The following is a 14,643-nucleotide window of genomic DNA, read 5'->3' as shown; positions in this document are numbered from 1 at the left end:
ATTACCTTAAGCTCGTGTTTTTTTGATTTAACGCAATGTTTTTTTATTTGTAGGTAAAGTCCTACAGTATTAGTGTGTGTATTTGTTAACCCTCATTGAATTGCACAACTCCGAAAGCCTACTATTGCTGTAATTGTGGGACGCGTGAATCTAGGAGGTGGGGTATGCGTTTTAATTCAGTCAGGGTGAAGAGTTCTTTGCCTGTTGTGGTAATGGCGTTGACATTCGTCGTAACGCTACTTGCTTTAGGTTTCATTATTAATCAGTTAAAAGCTTCGTTAAATGAGCACACTAATCATTACGAGAAGGCGATTTCAGTGATTCTGAATGCCGACCGTGATGCTTATCAAGCCAAACTAGCAGAGCAACGCATTGTTGCCGACCTAGGGGATGTGAAAAGCGAAGAAGTCGATCGTACTGATAACATTCAGCAAGTGAAAGACCGCTTCAACCTATACAAAGAACACATGTCAATCGCCCCTCAAGTTGTAAACAGTTTAGGTGACTTCGATAAAGCCTTTGATGCTTGGGTAAAAGCCTCGGAGGCAATGGTACAAACGGACACAAACGCGGCAAACTATTTGTCGGTTGAAAAACAAGCCAACGACACCTTTAGTACCATGCGTGACATTCTTGATGCAGCGGGTGTGGCCGTTTATGAGCATGCTATTGAAAGCAAGAAAGTATTGGAAGCGCAGTTGGCTTCTTCAATGCGAGTTGCGACCATTGTGGTGATCATTGGTGTACTGATCGCAGTATGGTTCAGTTATAAGACGCCTAAAACCCTTACCGATCAAGTGCGTTACCTTGGTCAGCGTATTCGTGAAATTTCCGAAGGTGACGGCGATTTAACGCAGCGTATTGAATTTTCAACGAAAGATGAGCTAGGAGATCTAGCAAACGAGTTCAATAATTTTGTTGAAAACTTGCGAGGCATTATCTCTAGTATTCATCAACAAGCGAATGCCCTAGGTAAGGTGACAAGTCAGCTGAATGATGCGGCATCAAAAACAACGGATATTACAGGTTCCTTGGCAAATGCATCGGCTTCGATTGTCAGTGCCGGTCATCAGATGGACATGTCAAACCAACAAATGGCAGAAGTAGCTCGTGAAGCGGCTAATGAAGCCAACAACTCAAGTAGCTTAACTGAAAATGGTATTACCGCGGTGAACAAGTCCCATTCTGCGGTCACGGAATTGGTGTCTGACATTGAGCTGGCACTAGGACGTTCCGACGAATTGCAGAAGAGTTCTGAGAGCATTGCTTCAGTATTGGAAGTGATTCGTAATATTGCGGAACAAACCAACCTGTTGGCATTGAACGCAGCCATTGAGGCCGCTCGTGCCGGTGAACAAGGTCGTGGTTTTGCTGTCGTTGCTGATGAAGTCCGAACCCTTGCGACTCGTACACAAGACAGTACCAATGAAATTGAAGCCATGATTGAGCAGCTGAAAGTGAATGTGGCGGAATCGTCTAAAGCCATTCAAAATAGTCGTAACAATGCTGACTTTACGGTGAACAATTTTGGTGATGTGACCAAGGCTTTCCAAGACCTACAAGAGTCCTTCGCGAAAGTTCAAGAAATGGCAGCGCAGACAGCGCAAGCAACGCAAGAGCAGTCGACGGTAGCTAACGACATTAATCAAAATATGTTGTCGTTGAAAGAGCAAACTGACTCTGTGCAAGCGGTCTCAGACACCATTAAGAAGCAGTCGAGTGATATTTCTGACTTATATAAAGCGCTTGATAAGCAAGTCGGCAGCTTTAAAGTTTAGTCATTGATCGAACCCTACCCCTCAAAACCGCCAGAGCAAGCTCTTGGCGGTTTTTTTATTAATCCACTATGGGTTTATTCAATGGCAGTGGCGCTGATGTTTTTACTGAGCGAATGGCAAAATAACTTTGAATGTCTTTTACATGTGGTAAGGATTGAATCTGTTTTAAAATGTTTTCGTAATCTGGTAAATCTCTTGCGACGACTTCCAGTTTGTAATCAGCCAAGCCAGATACCAAATGCGCACTGATGACGTCTTCCATTGCTAAAATCGCTTGCTCAAATTCTAAATGATAGTCATCAGCGTGATTTCGGAGCTTTACCTCGACAAAAACTGTCATGGAGAAACCGGCTTTTAAACGGTCAATTCTGGCATGATAACCCTGAATAACGCCCTGTCCCTCCAGTTGCTTAACGCGCCTTAAACAAGGTGACGGTGATAAGTGGATTTCGTCGGCTAACGCCACGTTTGTCAAACGTCCGTCCTCTTGAAGGTGGGCAAGGATTTGTAGATCGATTTTGTCTATATTGGCATCTTTCATAACTTTATGGTCTTGTGGTTTGTATATATGCTAAAAAATAGAGGATAACTGGGTGAAATAGCAAGGACATGCTCGCAGATTTGCAGAGATAATATAACTTAATATTATCTGGCGAGGTGCGTATGGCTCATTCTGCAACACAAGACTACTCTGAACCTGCTTCCAATCCTCAACCTGACTATAAGGTGTACGCAACGGGTTGGGGCTTTAAATTGGGATTATTGGCGGCGTTTGTCAGTATTTTGATTTGGGCGTCTTGGTTGGTCAGTATGCGTGCTGGTGTGACCAATACCTTAACGCCTTTTGATCTTGGACTTTTGCGCTTTACGCCGCCTGCACTTTTGTTACTGCCTATTTTGTGGCGTGGTCGAGAAAAGATCAAAGCCGTGTCACCTATTTTGCTATTAGGCATTGTGTGTGGTGCAGGCGTCCCCTTCTTCTTTTTGAGTGCAACAGGCCTGAAATATGCGCCAGCGTCCCATGCTGGCTTGCTGATTCTCGGTGCGTATCCATTCTTTGTGACTTTGTTAGCGGTGATTTTTTATCAGGAAAAAGTCACTCGAGCGCGTAAAATTGGCTTAGGCCTTGTGTGCACGGGTGTGATTGTGTTGTTGAGTCTTTCCATGCTGACCGCAGCAGAGGGGACTTGGAAAGGCGACTTGTTGCTTCTAGCGGCCAGTATGTTTTGGGCCGTTTATACTGTGAGCTTACGCATTGCAGGCTTACCGCCTTTGCTGTCTACCTCCTTGATGGGGTTTGTGTCTTTCGTTGTTTTATTGGTGCTTTGGTCAACCGGTTTGGTATCCAGTGGGCTTTCGGAAGCTTCTTGGGACATGATTGCTGTGCAGCTGGTGGTGCAAAGTTTATTGGTTGGATTAATGACAGGCTTCACTTATGGCTATGCTGTACAGAAGCTAGGCGCTGAAAACATGGCGGCCATTGGTGCTTTCACCCCAGTTTTAGCCTCAATTATTGCCATTCCTATTTTGGGGGAAACCCTAGAAGCCTACTCCATAGTGGGGTTAGGTCTGGTCGCCACAGGTGTGTTGTTGGCCAGCGGTATTCTGAAAAAGCGCTAAGCTAAGAAACTGTTCATCATGCAAGTCATAAAAAGCCCTCTTTACTTTGGTAAAGAGGGCTTTTTATTCATGGGATTTGAATTTTTTTATGACAAACTCTAGGGTTAAGTTCTTTTAACCCACTGAGATTATGTGGAAATAGTATGACAAGCGTGGGTGAATTCTTGCTAAGATTCTTGAGGGATTTTTTAATGCTTACAACGAGCGAATGGTAAGTTTCATAACAGGGAGTTTCAGATGATCAGAGTGGCGTTACCAAATAAAGGGGCTTTGTATGGGCCTTGTGTCGAGTTATTGACTTCTTGTGGTTACAAGGTCAAAAAACCAACCAAGGGGCTTTACTTTGAAGATTCTAAGAATCAGGTTGAGTTCTACTTTTTAAGAGCCAGCGATATCCCCATGTACCTAAATAAAGGGATTATTGATGTGGGCGTGACGGGCGAAGACTTTCATCGAGAGAAGCAAAGTCAGGCCTCTAAAATGCTGGACTTGCCATTCGGTCATTCCAAACTCTGTATTGCTGCTATGGAAAACACAATACTTGATGATTCTAATCAAGTTAAGTCATTAAGAATTGCTACCTCATTCCCCAATTTAGTTAAGCAGCACTTTAATTCCACTGGGCTAGATTTGGTTGAGTTGGACGGGGCAGTAGAAATATCCATCAGCTTAGGTTTGGCGGATTGTGTTGTAGACATAGTTGAAACGGGTGCCACGCTTAAATCCGCAGGGCTAAAAGTCGTGGGAGAGCCGATATTTACTTCAAATGCCGCTTTGTTTTCTGCGCAGGAGTCGCAAAGCAAGGAAGACGTTAAGCGCTTCATCGACAGAGTAAATGGCCGTTTGATAGCGTTGGAATATCAGATGGTAGAGTACGATGTGCCAACCAACCTATTGGACAAAGCGTGTGAACTAACCCCCGGCATTCAATCCCCTACTATCAGTCAGCTTAAAAATCATGCTTGGTGTTCTGTGAAATCCATGGTCAAAAAAGAAGACGCACATCAAATATTAGATCAGCTGAAGGCAATCGGTTGTAAAGCCATTCTCTTAACGAATATTGAGATGGCGAGGATGTAACTCGTACAACAAAAAACGCTGACCTTTTGAAAAGTGAAGATACGGATTTTTTGCTTTCACTAATTGCTGCATTGGAAATTTGGGGTTATTGGGGTTATATTTAAAATTCTTAAGATCAAAGGAATGATCGTATGAAGAGTAGAGAGGTTATTCGGCTTCTGTTGGAGGATGGCTGGTATCAAATTCGTGTAAAAGGGAGTCACGTACAGTTTAAGCACCCAACAAAACGAGGCACAGTAACAGTGCCACACCCGAAAAAAGACCTGCCTCTCGGCACGTTTAACAGCATCAGAAAACAAGCACAGCTTGATGGGTAGGTATCGACCATGAAATATCCAATCGTATTACATACTGACAATGGCGTAAGTTATGGCGTTACTGTGCCAGATATCCCAGGTTGTTTTTCTGCTGGCGATACATTTGATGAAGCATTGGAAATGGCAGAAGAAGCAATTTTCAGCCATCTAGAATTGATGCTGGAAGATGGTGAGGAGATTCCCGTGGCGAGTCCGATTGCCGAGTTAAAAGACAATCCTGACTTCAGCAATGGTGTCTGGGCGGTCATCGATGTAGACATCACTCCATTACTTGGTAAAAGTGAAAAAATTAACGTCACATTACCGCATTTACTGATTACCAAAATCGATAAGGTCGTCGCCGCCAATCCAAAATATAAATCCCGATCTGGCTTCTTGGCTGAGGCGTCTAAGAAGGTGCTACAGTTGATTTAGTCATGTGCTGAGCAAGTCTCTTCCCCTTGTGTCTTGTAAGGGGAAGACAGAAGATGGGGTTGGTCTCTTTTGTGTTTGTACGATATAAAGTTTTTTCGTAACCTAACTTCAGTTATATGTCAGAAGATTCTGATAAAACGATCAACTTGTACCACTATGGCAAAGATGCAAAATATTTATTATTCAAGCAGTTACATGCTTTAACTCTCCGTGGAACTGGTGAGTTAAAAGATAATGTGGTGTTTAATGAAATTGATGTTTCAAAATAAAAAGCCGCTTCCTCTGAAGCGGCTTTTTGCTTTCTAAACGATATTGAACTGATTAAGCATCAATACGTTTGTACTTGATACGTGTTGGTGTCGCATCGTTGCCAGTACGTTGTTTGTAGTCGGCTTCGTATTCTGCGTAGTTACCTTCAAAGAAGACGGCTTTTGAATCGCCTTCGTACGCTAGGATATGCGTTGCGATACGGTCAAGGAACCAACGGTCGTGGGAAATCACAATGGCAGCGCCAGGGAAGGCCAATAGCGCGTCTTCCAGTGCACGTAAGGTTTCCACATCAAGGTCGTTGGTCGGCTCATCGAGTAGCAATACGTTGCCACCTTCTTTTAGTAGTTTGGCAAGGTGCAAACGGTTACGCTCACCACCAGACAAGTGTTTAACCAATTTTTGTTGATCAGACCCTTTAAAGTTAAAACGCCCAATGTAAGCACGAGACGGTACTTTGTAGTTGTGAACCGTGATCATATCTTGGCCGTCAGCGATTTCTTCAAAGACGGTTTTGTCGCCATCTAATTCACGCATTTGGTCTACGTAAGCCAGTTGAACTGTGTCACCCAAGGTCACAGTTCCAGTATCGGGTTTTTCAACCCCCGCAATCATTTTAAACAGCGTTGATTTACCGGCGCCGTTACCACCGACCACACCGACAATCGCGCCTTGCGGCACCACCATGTTGAAGTCTTCTAGTAGCATCTTATGTTCGAAGCTCTTGCTCACGCCTTCGATTTCGATGACTTTAGAGCCAAGACGTGGACCAGGTGGAATGTACAGCTCGTTGGTTTCGTTACGATCTTGGAACTCTTGAGAGTTCATTTCTTCGAAGCGAGCTAAGCGCGCTTTAGATTTAGACTGACGCCCTTTGGCATTCTGACGAACCCATTCAAGCTCAGATTTGATGGCTTTTTGGTGAGAGGCTTGTTGTTTGGCTTCTTGTTCCAAACGAGCATCTTTTTGCTCCAACCAAGATGAATAGTTACCTTCGTATGGAATGCCGTGACCACGGTCTAACTCTAGAATCCAACCCGCTGCGTTATCTAGGAAGTAACGGTCGTGGGTAATGGCAACCACTGTGCCTGGGTAATCTTTCAAGAAGCGCTCTAACCAAGCTACGGATTCGGCATCCAAGTGGTTAGTTGGCTCATCTAGTAGGATCATATCTGGCTTGTCGAGCAATAGACGACACAGTGCGACACGACGACGTTCACCACCTGAAAGGTGCTCAACACTGGCTTCCCATGGTGGTAGGCGAAGTGCTTCAGCGGCGACTTCCAAAGCACGCTCTAGGTTGTGACCTTCTTTTGCTTCGATTAACGCTTCTAGCTGACCTTGTTCTTTGGCTAAGGCATCAAAATCGGCATCCGGTTCCGCGTAGGCTGCGTAAACGGCATCCAATCGCGCCATAGCGTCGATCACATCGGCAAAGGCTTCTTCGACGATGCCACGAACATTTTTAGTCGGGTCAAGGTGAGGTTCTTGTTCCAAGTAGCCGATTTTAATGCCCGGCATAGGACGTGCTTCACCATTATATTCGGTATCAACGCCTGCCATGATGCGCAATAGTGTGGATTTACCAGAGCCGTTAAGGCCCAATACACCGATCTTAGCGCCTGGGAAGAAAGAGAGAGAAATGTCTTTAAGAATTTCGCGTTTAGGTGGAACAACTTTCCCAACGCGATTCATGCTGTATACAAACTGAGCCATAACAGAGCCAACTTATTCCTGAGATTGATAAAACGCGCCTTACCATGATTAATGAAAATAGGCTTAATGATGGGATAGCACGCTGATGTATAAGTGCGCTAAGAATAGCACATGGGAACAAGGGGCAAAATATAACCACAGACAAGAAACGCAAATTCCATATTATTTTCTGGCGTTCATTTTAAGTGAGGGCTATGACTGACTGAATTGAATAATTAAGCCAGCGCCAATCACCACCAGAATGGCGCCCAACCAAGCACCAAATGCTGGCCGTTGTCCTGTGGTGATCCATAAGCCGGGAAGAATCAGCACCGGCACGACTGCGGATAAGGTTGTGACAATACCCACATTGGCATTACCAACCCCCCACACTAACACGCTCATGCCAATGACCATGCCGATGGTCGCCAGTGCACTGATGCCAATAAAGTCTCGTTTTGTCAGTTGTGAAAAAGGGATGGCGTCGACTGGTTGCTTGTGACGATAGTACAAACTGTATGCCAGAATTAAGGCGATCGCCCCTGTGGTAACCCGCAGGCCAGAGACGGCAATCGGATCGGCCCCGCTGAGCAAAGCCGGTTTACTCAATAAAGCACCACTGGCTTGTCCAAGCGCACCACCAAGTGCCATGGTAATGCCAAATCCCAGATGGCCTCGGGTTTGTTCCCAAGCATGAGCATTATCGCGCTTGCCAAATAAGATGGCGATGATGACACCGGTTAACACCAACCCACAGGCAAATAATTGCAAAATAGACAGATGTTCGTTGAGGAAGAGCCAGCCTAATACAATGGAAATGGGCGCGTTCATTGAGAATAAAACACCAGCTCGTCTTGGTCCAAGGCGATGAACGGCGGTGAAGAGCATGGTATCGCCTAAGAAAATACCCAATACACCAGATAGCATAACAAGCTCAGCATGTTGCCAAAGTGTGTCGTCAAAGCGATTAGTTGCCAAACAGAGTATTAATAAAATGCTGCTGGCGATGGTGATTCGACAGGTATTAAAGCGCATGGTGCCAAAGCGCAGAATCAGTCGTGGTGCCATCAAGCTGGATAAGGTCCAGCATAAGGCAGCGACCAGACCGGATAATTCAGCAAAAGCCATTAGATTCCTTATTAATGTATTTACTGGGCGAGCAAACAGCGCGCTTAGTGGCTATCTAAGAATGGGGTTGGTATCATCTGAGCCAGAAATAATAGCCAAACATTCTTACATCAAACCTGTGATATTGGAAGCACTATGCGATGCCCTTTTTGTGGAACTCAAGATACTAAAGTAGTGGATTCTCGACTTGTGTCAGAAGGCGCACAGGTTCGACGTCGGCGCACTTGCATTCACTGTCAGGAGCGCTTCACCACTTTTGAAGTGGCTGAATTACAAATGCCTAAATTGATCAAAAGCGATGGCAGTCGAGAGACATTTGACGATGACAAATTACGTAATGGCATACTCAAAGCCATTGAAAAACGCCCCGTGAGCATGGAAGCCGTGGAAACCGCGATCACGCGTATTAAAGAAAAAATGCAGGCCACAGGTGAGCGGGAATTACCATCTCGTTGGACGGGGGAAGCGGTTATGGAAGAGCTTCAGCGACTTGATCAAGTTGCTTATGTTCGTTTTGCTTCCGTGTATCGAAGCTTTAAAGACATCAGCGAATTCCGTGAGGCCATTGATCGCCTTGAAAGCCACAGTGTGGCATTGCCTAACGCCATTGAAGAAGATAAAGATGATGCATAACCACGAATATTGGATGACCAAAGCGCTGCAACTCGCTCAAAAGGGCCTGTTTACCACACATCCAAACCCAAGAGTGGGTTGTGTGTTAGTGAAACAAGATGAATTGATTGGACAAGGCTACCACGTGAAAGCTGGCGAAGGTCATGCTGAAGTCAATGCTCTAGCGGATGCCAAGCAAGATGTGAGTGGTGCGACCGCGTATGTCACCTTAGAGCCTTGCAGCCATCAGGGCAAAACACCACCTTGTGCCGACGCACTGATTAAAGCGGGAGTGGCGCGTGTTGTGTACGGTATGCAAGACCCGAATCCAGAAGTGGCAGGTAATGGTCTAGCGAAATTAAAAGCTGCTGGCATCGAAGTTATTGGCCCCATTCTAGAAGCTGAATGTGATGCTTTAAACCCAGGTTTCAATAAACGTATGCGCGAAGGTTTACCCTTTGTTCGAGTGAAGTTAGCCATGAGTTTAGATGGTCGAACGGCGATGGAATCTGGTGAAAGTCAGTGGATTACAGGACCCGATGCGCGCTTGGATGTACAGAAATGGCGAGCTCAAAGTGATGCGATTGTGACGGGCATTGGCTCGGTATTAGCGGATAACCCTAGTATGACAGTGCGCATTAATGAACAGGGTCAGGAAGTCGATGCTAAGACAGTTCGCCAACCTTTGCGTGTCATTATGGACACGGCACTTTCGATCGTGCCAGAAGCCAAGATTCTTTATCCTAGTTCACAGGCGTGCGTGTTTGCCATTGAAGAGGAAGTGGAAGCTGAGCACCTTGAGGTCTTGCAGCAAAAAGGAGTGCAGGTGAAATTTTCGCCTCCTGGAGAAGACGGCCGCTTGGACCTGATTGATGCGATGGAACAACTGGCGGACATGGGCATTAATGAAGCTCTGTTGGAAACGGGGGCTGAGTTGGCGGGCGGCTTTTTGCAAGCTGGTTTGATCGATGAAATCATTGTCTATATGGCACCGAAATTATTGGGTTCCAGCGCTCGTGCCTTATTCCAGCTACCTATTGAGGTGATGGCCGATGCGGTAGATTTGCAGTTAAAATCTGTGCGTCAGGTAGGACAAGATCTACGCTTGGTGTATCAACCGGTTTATCTTGATGAGTCAGAAGACGAGCTGGAATGAGTGACTAGAGATCACTGAGTCATTGCTTTCACTCGCTTTTTTTAGGAAAGCAGAAAAACCTTAAAAACTTGGTGAAATTTCGATAAGTTTGCCGAGAAACCTAGCGTAAATGTTGCTATAATCGCCCGCCAAGATAAAGCGTATTCTCGTGCTCTTGGCCATCGTGGCTTAGAGCACAACAAAACAGGCTGAACACACATACTCAAAAGGTCGTGTAGTCTGGATAACTGAGGCAAAAAATGAGCGAAGTGGAAACTACAAACGAACAAAACCCAGCACCGCAGCGTAAGGACAAAAAACCTTCACGCTCACAAATGCGCAGTGCGTCGCGTCGTTTGGCATTGCAAGCTGTCTACCAATGGCAGATGAATCACACTGCGGTAAGTGAAATTGAAACCCAGTTTGTGATGGACCAAGACATGGGGGCTTGCGATAAAGCGTACTTCCGTGAAGTGTTACAAGGCGTCACGTCTGGTGCTAAGAAACTGGATAGCCTGTTTGAAGAGCTATTAGATCGTCCATTCGCTGAACTTGATCCAATTGAACTCGCTGTATTGCGAATTGGTGCTTTTGAGTTGTCTGAGCGTTTAGATGTCCCATATCGAGTGGCGATCAACGAAAGCGTTGAATTGGCAAAAGGCTTTGGCGCCACAGAAAGTCATAAATATGTGAATGGTATTTTGGACAAGTTAGCGCAACGTGTGCGCCGTGAAGAGATTGCTGCACGTCGTAATCGCTAAGCAAATAACGTTGTTCAGACATCTGTCAGGTTATTTGTTTTAACCCCGATGTCATAGCAAACGAAAGCACGAAAGAGATTATATGAAAGCCCCCGTATTATTGCCTAACTGCAATAATACGGGGGCTTTTTTTTATGTCGAAAATACACTGCCGTTTGTAGGCATAAAGATGACGCAGTTAGTGGTGAAATGAGAGGGCGTATCACTATACATTAGCGAGACTGTCGGCAGTTTAACGGCATCCAATAATTAAGGAAGCCAGTGAACTTATTCACACCTTTCTTAGAGCGCTTTGCTTAATATAAGTAAATTTAATGGCACCAACCGCGTCTCAATCGTTCATATGAGGGTGTTTTATGGTCAATGTATTGCTAAGAGTGTGGGCATTGTTACTCGGTATTGTTTTGATCATGCTGGGTAATGGTATGCATTTTACGCTAATTGGTTTGCGCGGCGGGATTGAAGGTTTTTCGTCAGCGGAACTAGCGGTCATTACTTCCAGTTATTTTGTCGGTTTCTTATCTGGTGCTAGATTTACCCCTTTATTGATTCGTCGAGTGGGCCATGTTCGTGTCTTTGCCGCACTGGGCAGTTTTATTTCCGCTGGTCTTATTGCTTTTCCTTTACTGACGGAGCCTTGGGCTTGGACAGTGTTGCGCTTACTGGTTGGCTTTTGTATGTCGGGTATTTATGTGGTGGCGGAGAGCTGGTTAAACGATGCCGCTACCAATGAGACTCGGGGTAAGGTGTTATCGGCTTACATGATTGCCCAGACGCTTGGCATTATTGGTGCTCAGGGCATGTTAACACTGGGTGATGCAGCGACCTCTGTACTGTTTATTTGTGCGTCGATCCTAGTTTCTATTTCATTTGCGCCTATTCTTTTGTCTGTGGCTTCTGTTCCCGCGGTGGATGTGGCACGCCCGATGGCATTAAGCTTTTTGTTTAAACGTTCCCCTTTAGGAACGGTTGGCATCTTCTTATTAGGCAGTGCGTATGCTACGCAAGCTGGTATGGGCGCGGTGTTTGGTAGTCAGATTGGGTTAACTGCGAACAGTATTGCTTTGTTTATTGCGACACTGTTTGCGGGGGCATTGATACTGCAATATCCCATCGGTTGGCTGTCTGATCGCATGGATCGACGTAAATTGATTTTTAGTGCGGCCTTTATTGGTGGTTTGTCTTGTGCTGTTGGCTGGGTAGCGCATGACGGAATATGGTCTTTAATGGCAGCGGCTTTCTTTGCTGGTGGTGTTACCACACCACTGTATGCTTTGTTTTTGGCTTATACCAATGACTCTCTTTCCGCCAGTGATATGCCAGCGGCCTCGGGTGGACTGGTGTTTACCTTTGGGTTGGGGGCAATCACAGGACCACTGGTGACAGGGTGGGTTATGCAATGGTTGGGGCCGTTCGCATTCTGGTTGGTGCTGAGTGCTATTTTTATCGTGATTGCGTTTTATGCCGTTTATTGTATGACACAAAACCCTGTGGTCGTTCCGACAGAGGAAACGGAAAGTTACCTTGGGGTTGTGCCGACGTCTTCAGTGGTGGCGGTAGAGGCGGCAGGTGAGTGGGCGGCCGAACATGCCGAAGCAGAGCGAGAAGCTACCGACACGCCTTGAGTGAATTAGAATGCTTTTCTAGCCGAATTGAAGACGCATGACGATTAAAACAGGCTTTGCTTCTTCATATCGATGGCTGGTTGATGACTAACCCGTTATCATAGGCACATCAAGGCTGCTAGAACGCAGCCTTATTCAATAATTTTAGGATTAAAATGAAAAAGACGTTTGTTCTCTCCCACCCCAAGCTTTCATATCAGCGCGTGATCGAAGCCGCTAAAAACGAAGTAAAGAAATACATTAAGCAAGAGCGTGCTAGAGCTTTACCAGAAGGGGCTGACTTTTGGGGATTTAATTGTAAGTTTGGGCAAGTTGAAAGCAAGGCTCGCGACATTCATGAAGGCGATATCAACGTCAATATCAGTTCTGCACAAAGTCAGCACTGGAAGTCTTTTTATCTTGAAGTGGTGCCAACGCCTAAGACAAGAATGAAGCGCCCGAAAGAAGATTAATCTCGCGGCAGAGAACCTATCATTGGCGGTTAACAAGGCTGATCAGCGATAAGCGATCGGCCTTGTTTATTTTTGCACGCTTGGTCTAGCCTCACCATTTTGCTTCTGACATCTTACTGACAATACGGTATCCTCTTATTGAGTAAATTGATTTTCCTCAACCCCTCGTTGATGGGCTTGGCTGGGGAATAAAAGGACATTCTGTTGAAAGAATTTGAGTTGATAAAAAGCATCTTTCAGGCTTCTGAAATGGCTAGTATTCGAGGTCGTGACGATCTTTTACTGGGCATTGGTGATGACTGTGCTCAGGTGCAAGTGCCCACAGGTCAAAGTTTGGTGTTTTCAATGGATACCTTGGTTGAAGGTCGTCATTTTCCCTATGATGCCGATCCTGTCGATATTGGTTATCGGGCGGTGGCAACCTGTGTCAGCGATTTAGCGGCAATGGGCGCAAAACCGGCCTTCTTTACTCTAGCTTTGACGTTACCTCACTCAGATCCACAATGGCTTGCAGGGTTAGCGCAAGGTATGGCCGAATTGGCGGAGCCGATAGGCTTGATTTTGGTTGGCGGGGATACCACAAAAGGCCCTTTAACCATCAGCTTGCAAGTTCATGGTTATGTCGAGCACGATCAAACCCCTTGTCGTGCTAACGCGCAAGTGGGAGATGACATTTATGTCACCGGTTGCTTGGGAGATGCCGCAGCGGCTGTGGCGATTGTGACCGGCCAAACACAGGTTTCCAGTGAACGTTTTGATTATTTCTATGAACGCTTTTGGCGGCCGTCACCGCGTTTAATCGCTGGTATGGCGTTGAAGCGAGTGGTGAATGCCATGATGGATATTTCGGATGGTTTAGCGCAAGATATTCAGCATATTTTAACGGCGTCAAAGGTGGGAGCAAACTTGGATGCCAGCCGCATACCGATTTCTTATGAGTTGAGGCAGTGGCAACCAGAGCAAGCATTGAATTTGGCGTTAACCGGTGGCGACGATTACGAACTGTGCTTTACCGCAGAGCCTTCTCAAGCGGCCGAAATTGCTTTGATTACTCAAACTCTAGGGTTGCCTTGTATCAAAGTTGGCGAAGTTACAACGTCAGGTTTCACCATTCAAGGGTATGATGGTGATGTGTCTGGCTGGCAACATTTTTAGCAGTACAATACATTTAATTTTTTAGAAGGTTTCCGCGTTATGGCAAATTCTGCCCCCGCCTCTGTATGGCGAAATCCGATTCATTTTCTGGCGTTTGGTCTTGGTTCTGGTGCGGCACCAAAAGCCCCTGGCACGTTTGGTACCTTGGCGGCGGTGCCGCTATTTATTTGGTTCCTACAAGACTTGTCCAATATGGAATACTTGGTGGTATTAGTGCTTACCTCGCTGCTGGGGATTTATCTGTGTGGCAAGACGTCGAAAGACATGGGAGTGCATGACCATGCAGGTATTGTGTGGGATGAATTCGTTGGTTTCTGGATCACCATGTGGATGGCTCCAGCAGGTTGGCTTTATCTTGTATTAGGGTTTATTTTGTTTCGTCTGTTTGACATTTTAAAGCCTTGGCCGATTTCATGGGTCGATAAAAACATTCATGGCGGCTTTGGCATTATGCTTGACGATATTCTCGCTGGCGTCATGTCTTTTGTGGTGCTGCAAGCCATTGTGCATTTTGTTATAGAACGTTTCTAATACGCTTCCTTGGAGCCTAAATTAGATCATCAAAAAAGCGATGTGAGTGATCACATCGCTTTTTTGTGAGTCG

At 45.7% G+C, this 14,643-nt stretch carries 15 protein-coding genes; 12 read left to right on the top strand and 3 right to left on the bottom strand.

The window, feature by feature from the left end; translation table 11 throughout:
- Positions 1–164: 164 nt before the first annotated feature.
- A complete protein-coding gene (locus DFP76_RS01475; protein WP_113872913.1) occupies positions 165–1,778 on the top strand; it encodes a methyl-accepting chemotaxis protein in 1,614 nt (537 codons plus the stop codon).
- A 58-nt stretch (positions 1,779–1,836) separates the two neighbouring features.
- On the opposite strand, the gene DFP76_RS01470 is transcribed toward DFP76_RS01475, so the two are convergent.
- Positions 1,837–2,319, bottom strand: coding sequence for an Lrp/AsnC family transcriptional regulator (locus tag DFP76_RS01470; RefSeq protein ID WP_113872912.1), 483 nt, complete (start codon positions 2,317–2,319; stop codon positions 1,837–1,839).
- Between the two features lie 122 nt (positions 2,320–2,441).
- Between DFP76_RS01470 and DFP76_RS01465 the strand changes: the two genes are divergently transcribed.
- The 4 genes from DFP76_RS01465 to DFP76_RS01450 all read left to right on the top strand — a co-directional run bounded on the left by DFP76_RS01465 (position 2,442) and on the right by DFP76_RS01450 (position 5,209).
- On the top strand, positions 2,442–3,398 hold the full coding sequence (locus DFP76_RS01465; RefSeq protein ID WP_113872911.1) for a DMT family transporter: 957 nt from the start codon (positions 2,442–2,444) through the stop codon (positions 3,396–3,398).
- Between the two features lie 237 nt (positions 3,399–3,635).
- Positions 3,636–4,478 (top strand): ATP phosphoribosyltransferase, encoded by an 843-nt coding sequence (gene hisG, locus DFP76_RS01460; protein WP_113872910.1) that lies wholly within the window; start codon positions 3,636–3,638, stop codon positions 4,476–4,478.
- A gap of 131 nt (positions 4,479–4,609) precedes the next feature.
- Positions 4,610–4,795 (top strand): type II toxin-antitoxin system HicA family toxin, encoded by a 186-nt coding sequence (locus tag DFP76_RS01455; protein ID WP_113872909.1) that lies wholly within the window; start codon positions 4,610–4,612, stop codon positions 4,793–4,795.
- 9 nt (positions 4,796–4,804) lie between these two features.
- Positions 4,805–5,209 carry a type II toxin-antitoxin system HicB family antitoxin gene (locus DFP76_RS01450; protein WP_113872908.1) on the top strand — a complete coding sequence of 135 codons (405 nt, stop codon included), beginning with the start codon at positions 4,805–4,807 and terminating at the stop codon, positions 5,207–5,209.
- Between the two features lie 321 nt (positions 5,210–5,530).
- Here DFP76_RS01450 and ettA read toward each other — a convergent pair whose 3' ends face one another.
- Both ettA and DFP76_RS01440 read right to left on the bottom strand, forming a co-directional pair.
- On the bottom strand, positions 5,531–7,192 hold the full coding sequence (gene ettA / locus DFP76_RS01445; protein ID WP_113872907.1) for an energy-dependent translational throttle protein EttA: 1,662 nt from the start codon (positions 7,190–7,192) through the stop codon (positions 5,531–5,533).
- 192 nt (positions 7,193–7,384) lie between these two features.
- Positions 7,385–8,299, bottom strand: coding sequence for a DMT family transporter (locus DFP76_RS01440; RefSeq protein ID WP_113872906.1), 915 nt, complete (start codon positions 8,297–8,299; stop codon positions 7,385–7,387).
- Between the two features lie 135 nt (positions 8,300–8,434).
- Here DFP76_RS01440 and nrdR point away from each other — a divergent pair, with 135 nt between their 5' ends.
- From nrdR to DFP76_RS01405, 7 genes are all read left to right on the top strand, one after another.
- A complete protein-coding gene (nrdR, locus tag DFP76_RS01435) occupies positions 8,435–8,932 on the top strand; it encodes a transcriptional regulator NrdR (RefSeq protein ID WP_113872905.1) in 498 nt (165 codons plus the stop codon).
- Entirely contained in the window at positions 8,922–10,067 is a 1,146-nt protein-coding gene (gene ribD, locus DFP76_RS01430; RefSeq protein WP_113872904.1) for a bifunctional diaminohydroxyphosphoribosylaminopyrimidine deaminase/5-amino-6-(5-phosphoribosylamino)uracil reductase RibD, read from the top strand. Before nrdR ends, ribD begins: the two co-directional genes overlap by 11 nt.
- A gap of 239 nt (positions 10,068–10,306) precedes the next feature.
- On the top strand, positions 10,307–10,807 hold the full coding sequence (nusB, locus tag DFP76_RS01425) for a transcription antitermination factor NusB (RefSeq protein WP_113872903.1): 501 nt from the start codon (positions 10,307–10,309) through the stop codon (positions 10,805–10,807).
- Between the two features lie 356 nt (positions 10,808–11,163).
- Positions 11,164–12,432 carry an MFS transporter gene (locus DFP76_RS01420; RefSeq protein ID WP_113872902.1) on the top strand — a complete coding sequence of 423 codons (1,269 nt, stop codon included), beginning with the start codon at positions 11,164–11,166 and terminating at the stop codon, positions 12,430–12,432.
- Positions 12,433–12,587: 155 nt separating this feature from the next.
- The gene (locus tag DFP76_RS01415; RefSeq protein WP_113872901.1) at positions 12,588–12,884 is read left to right on the top strand and encodes a DUF6172 family protein; all 297 of its coding nucleotides are present in this window, start codon (positions 12,588–12,590) and stop codon (positions 12,882–12,884) included.
- 204 nt (positions 12,885–13,088) lie between these two features.
- On the top strand, positions 13,089–14,039 hold the full coding sequence (gene thiL, locus DFP76_RS01410) for a thiamine-phosphate kinase (RefSeq protein WP_113872900.1): 951 nt from the start codon (positions 13,089–13,091) through the stop codon (positions 14,037–14,039).
- Positions 14,040–14,078: 39 nt separating this feature from the next.
- Complete coding sequence (locus DFP76_RS01405) at positions 14,079–14,570, top strand: phosphatidylglycerophosphatase A family protein (protein WP_113872899.1); 492 nt, start codon at positions 14,079–14,081, stop codon at positions 14,568–14,570.
- Positions 14,571–14,643 lie beyond the last annotated feature (73 nt).

The sequence above is a fragment of the Marinomonas aquiplantarum genome (assembly GCF_003314975.1).
Taxonomy (GTDB): domain Bacteria; phylum Pseudomonadota; class Gammaproteobacteria; order Pseudomonadales; family Marinomonadaceae; genus Marinomonas; species Marinomonas aquiplantarum.
Note: the sequence above shows the minus strand (reverse complement) of the source record. Positions and strands in the feature narration are given on the sequence as shown.

What these genes read in the sequence shown, in the direction of transcription:
- DFP76_RS01475 (WP_113872913.1), top strand. Translation starts at nt 165, where the DNA reads ATGCGTTTTAATTCAGTCAGGGTGAAGAGTTCTTTGCCTGTTGTGGTA.
- DFP76_RS01415 (WP_113872901.1), top strand. Translation starts at nt 12,588, where the DNA reads ATGAAAAAGACGTTTGTTCTCTCCCACCCCAAGCTTTCATATCAGCGC.
- nusB (WP_113872903.1), top strand. Translation starts at nt 10,307, where the DNA reads ATGAGCGAAGTGGAAACTACAAACGAACAAAACCCAGCACCGCAGCGT.
- DFP76_RS01420 (WP_113872902.1), top strand. Translation starts at nt 11,164, where the DNA reads ATGGTCAATGTATTGCTAAGAGTGTGGGCATTGTTACTCGGTATTGTT.
- nrdR (WP_113872905.1), top strand. Translation starts at nt 8,435, where the DNA reads ATGCGATGCCCTTTTTGTGGAACTCAAGATACTAAAGTAGTGGATTCT.
- ettA (WP_113872907.1), bottom strand. Translation starts at nt 7,192, where the DNA reads ATGGCTCAGTTTGTATACAGCATGAATCGCGTTGGGAAAGTTGTTCCA.
- hisG (WP_113872910.1), top strand. Translation starts at nt 3,636, where the DNA reads ATGATCAGAGTGGCGTTACCAAATAAAGGGGCTTTGTATGGGCCTTGT.
- DFP76_RS01405 (WP_113872899.1), top strand. Translation starts at nt 14,079, where the DNA reads ATGGCAAATTCTGCCCCCGCCTCTGTATGGCGAAATCCGATTCATTTT.
- DFP76_RS01450 (WP_113872908.1), top strand. Translation starts at nt 4,805, where the DNA reads ATGAAATATCCAATCGTATTACATACTGACAATGGCGTAAGTTATGGC.
- DFP76_RS01455 (WP_113872909.1), top strand. Translation starts at nt 4,610, where the DNA reads ATGAAGAGTAGAGAGGTTATTCGGCTTCTGTTGGAGGATGGCTGGTAT.
- DFP76_RS01465 (WP_113872911.1), top strand. Translation starts at nt 2,442, where the DNA reads ATGGCTCATTCTGCAACACAAGACTACTCTGAACCTGCTTCCAATCCT.
- DFP76_RS01470 (WP_113872912.1), bottom strand. Translation starts at nt 2,319, where the DNA reads ATGAAAGATGCCAATATAGACAAAATCGATCTACAAATCCTTGCCCAC.
- DFP76_RS01440 (WP_113872906.1), bottom strand. Translation starts at nt 8,299, where the DNA reads ATGGCTTTTGCTGAATTATCCGGTCTGGTCGCTGCCTTATGCTGGACC.
- ribD (WP_113872904.1), top strand. Translation starts at nt 8,922, where the DNA reads ATGATGCATAACCACGAATATTGGATGACCAAAGCGCTGCAACTCGCT.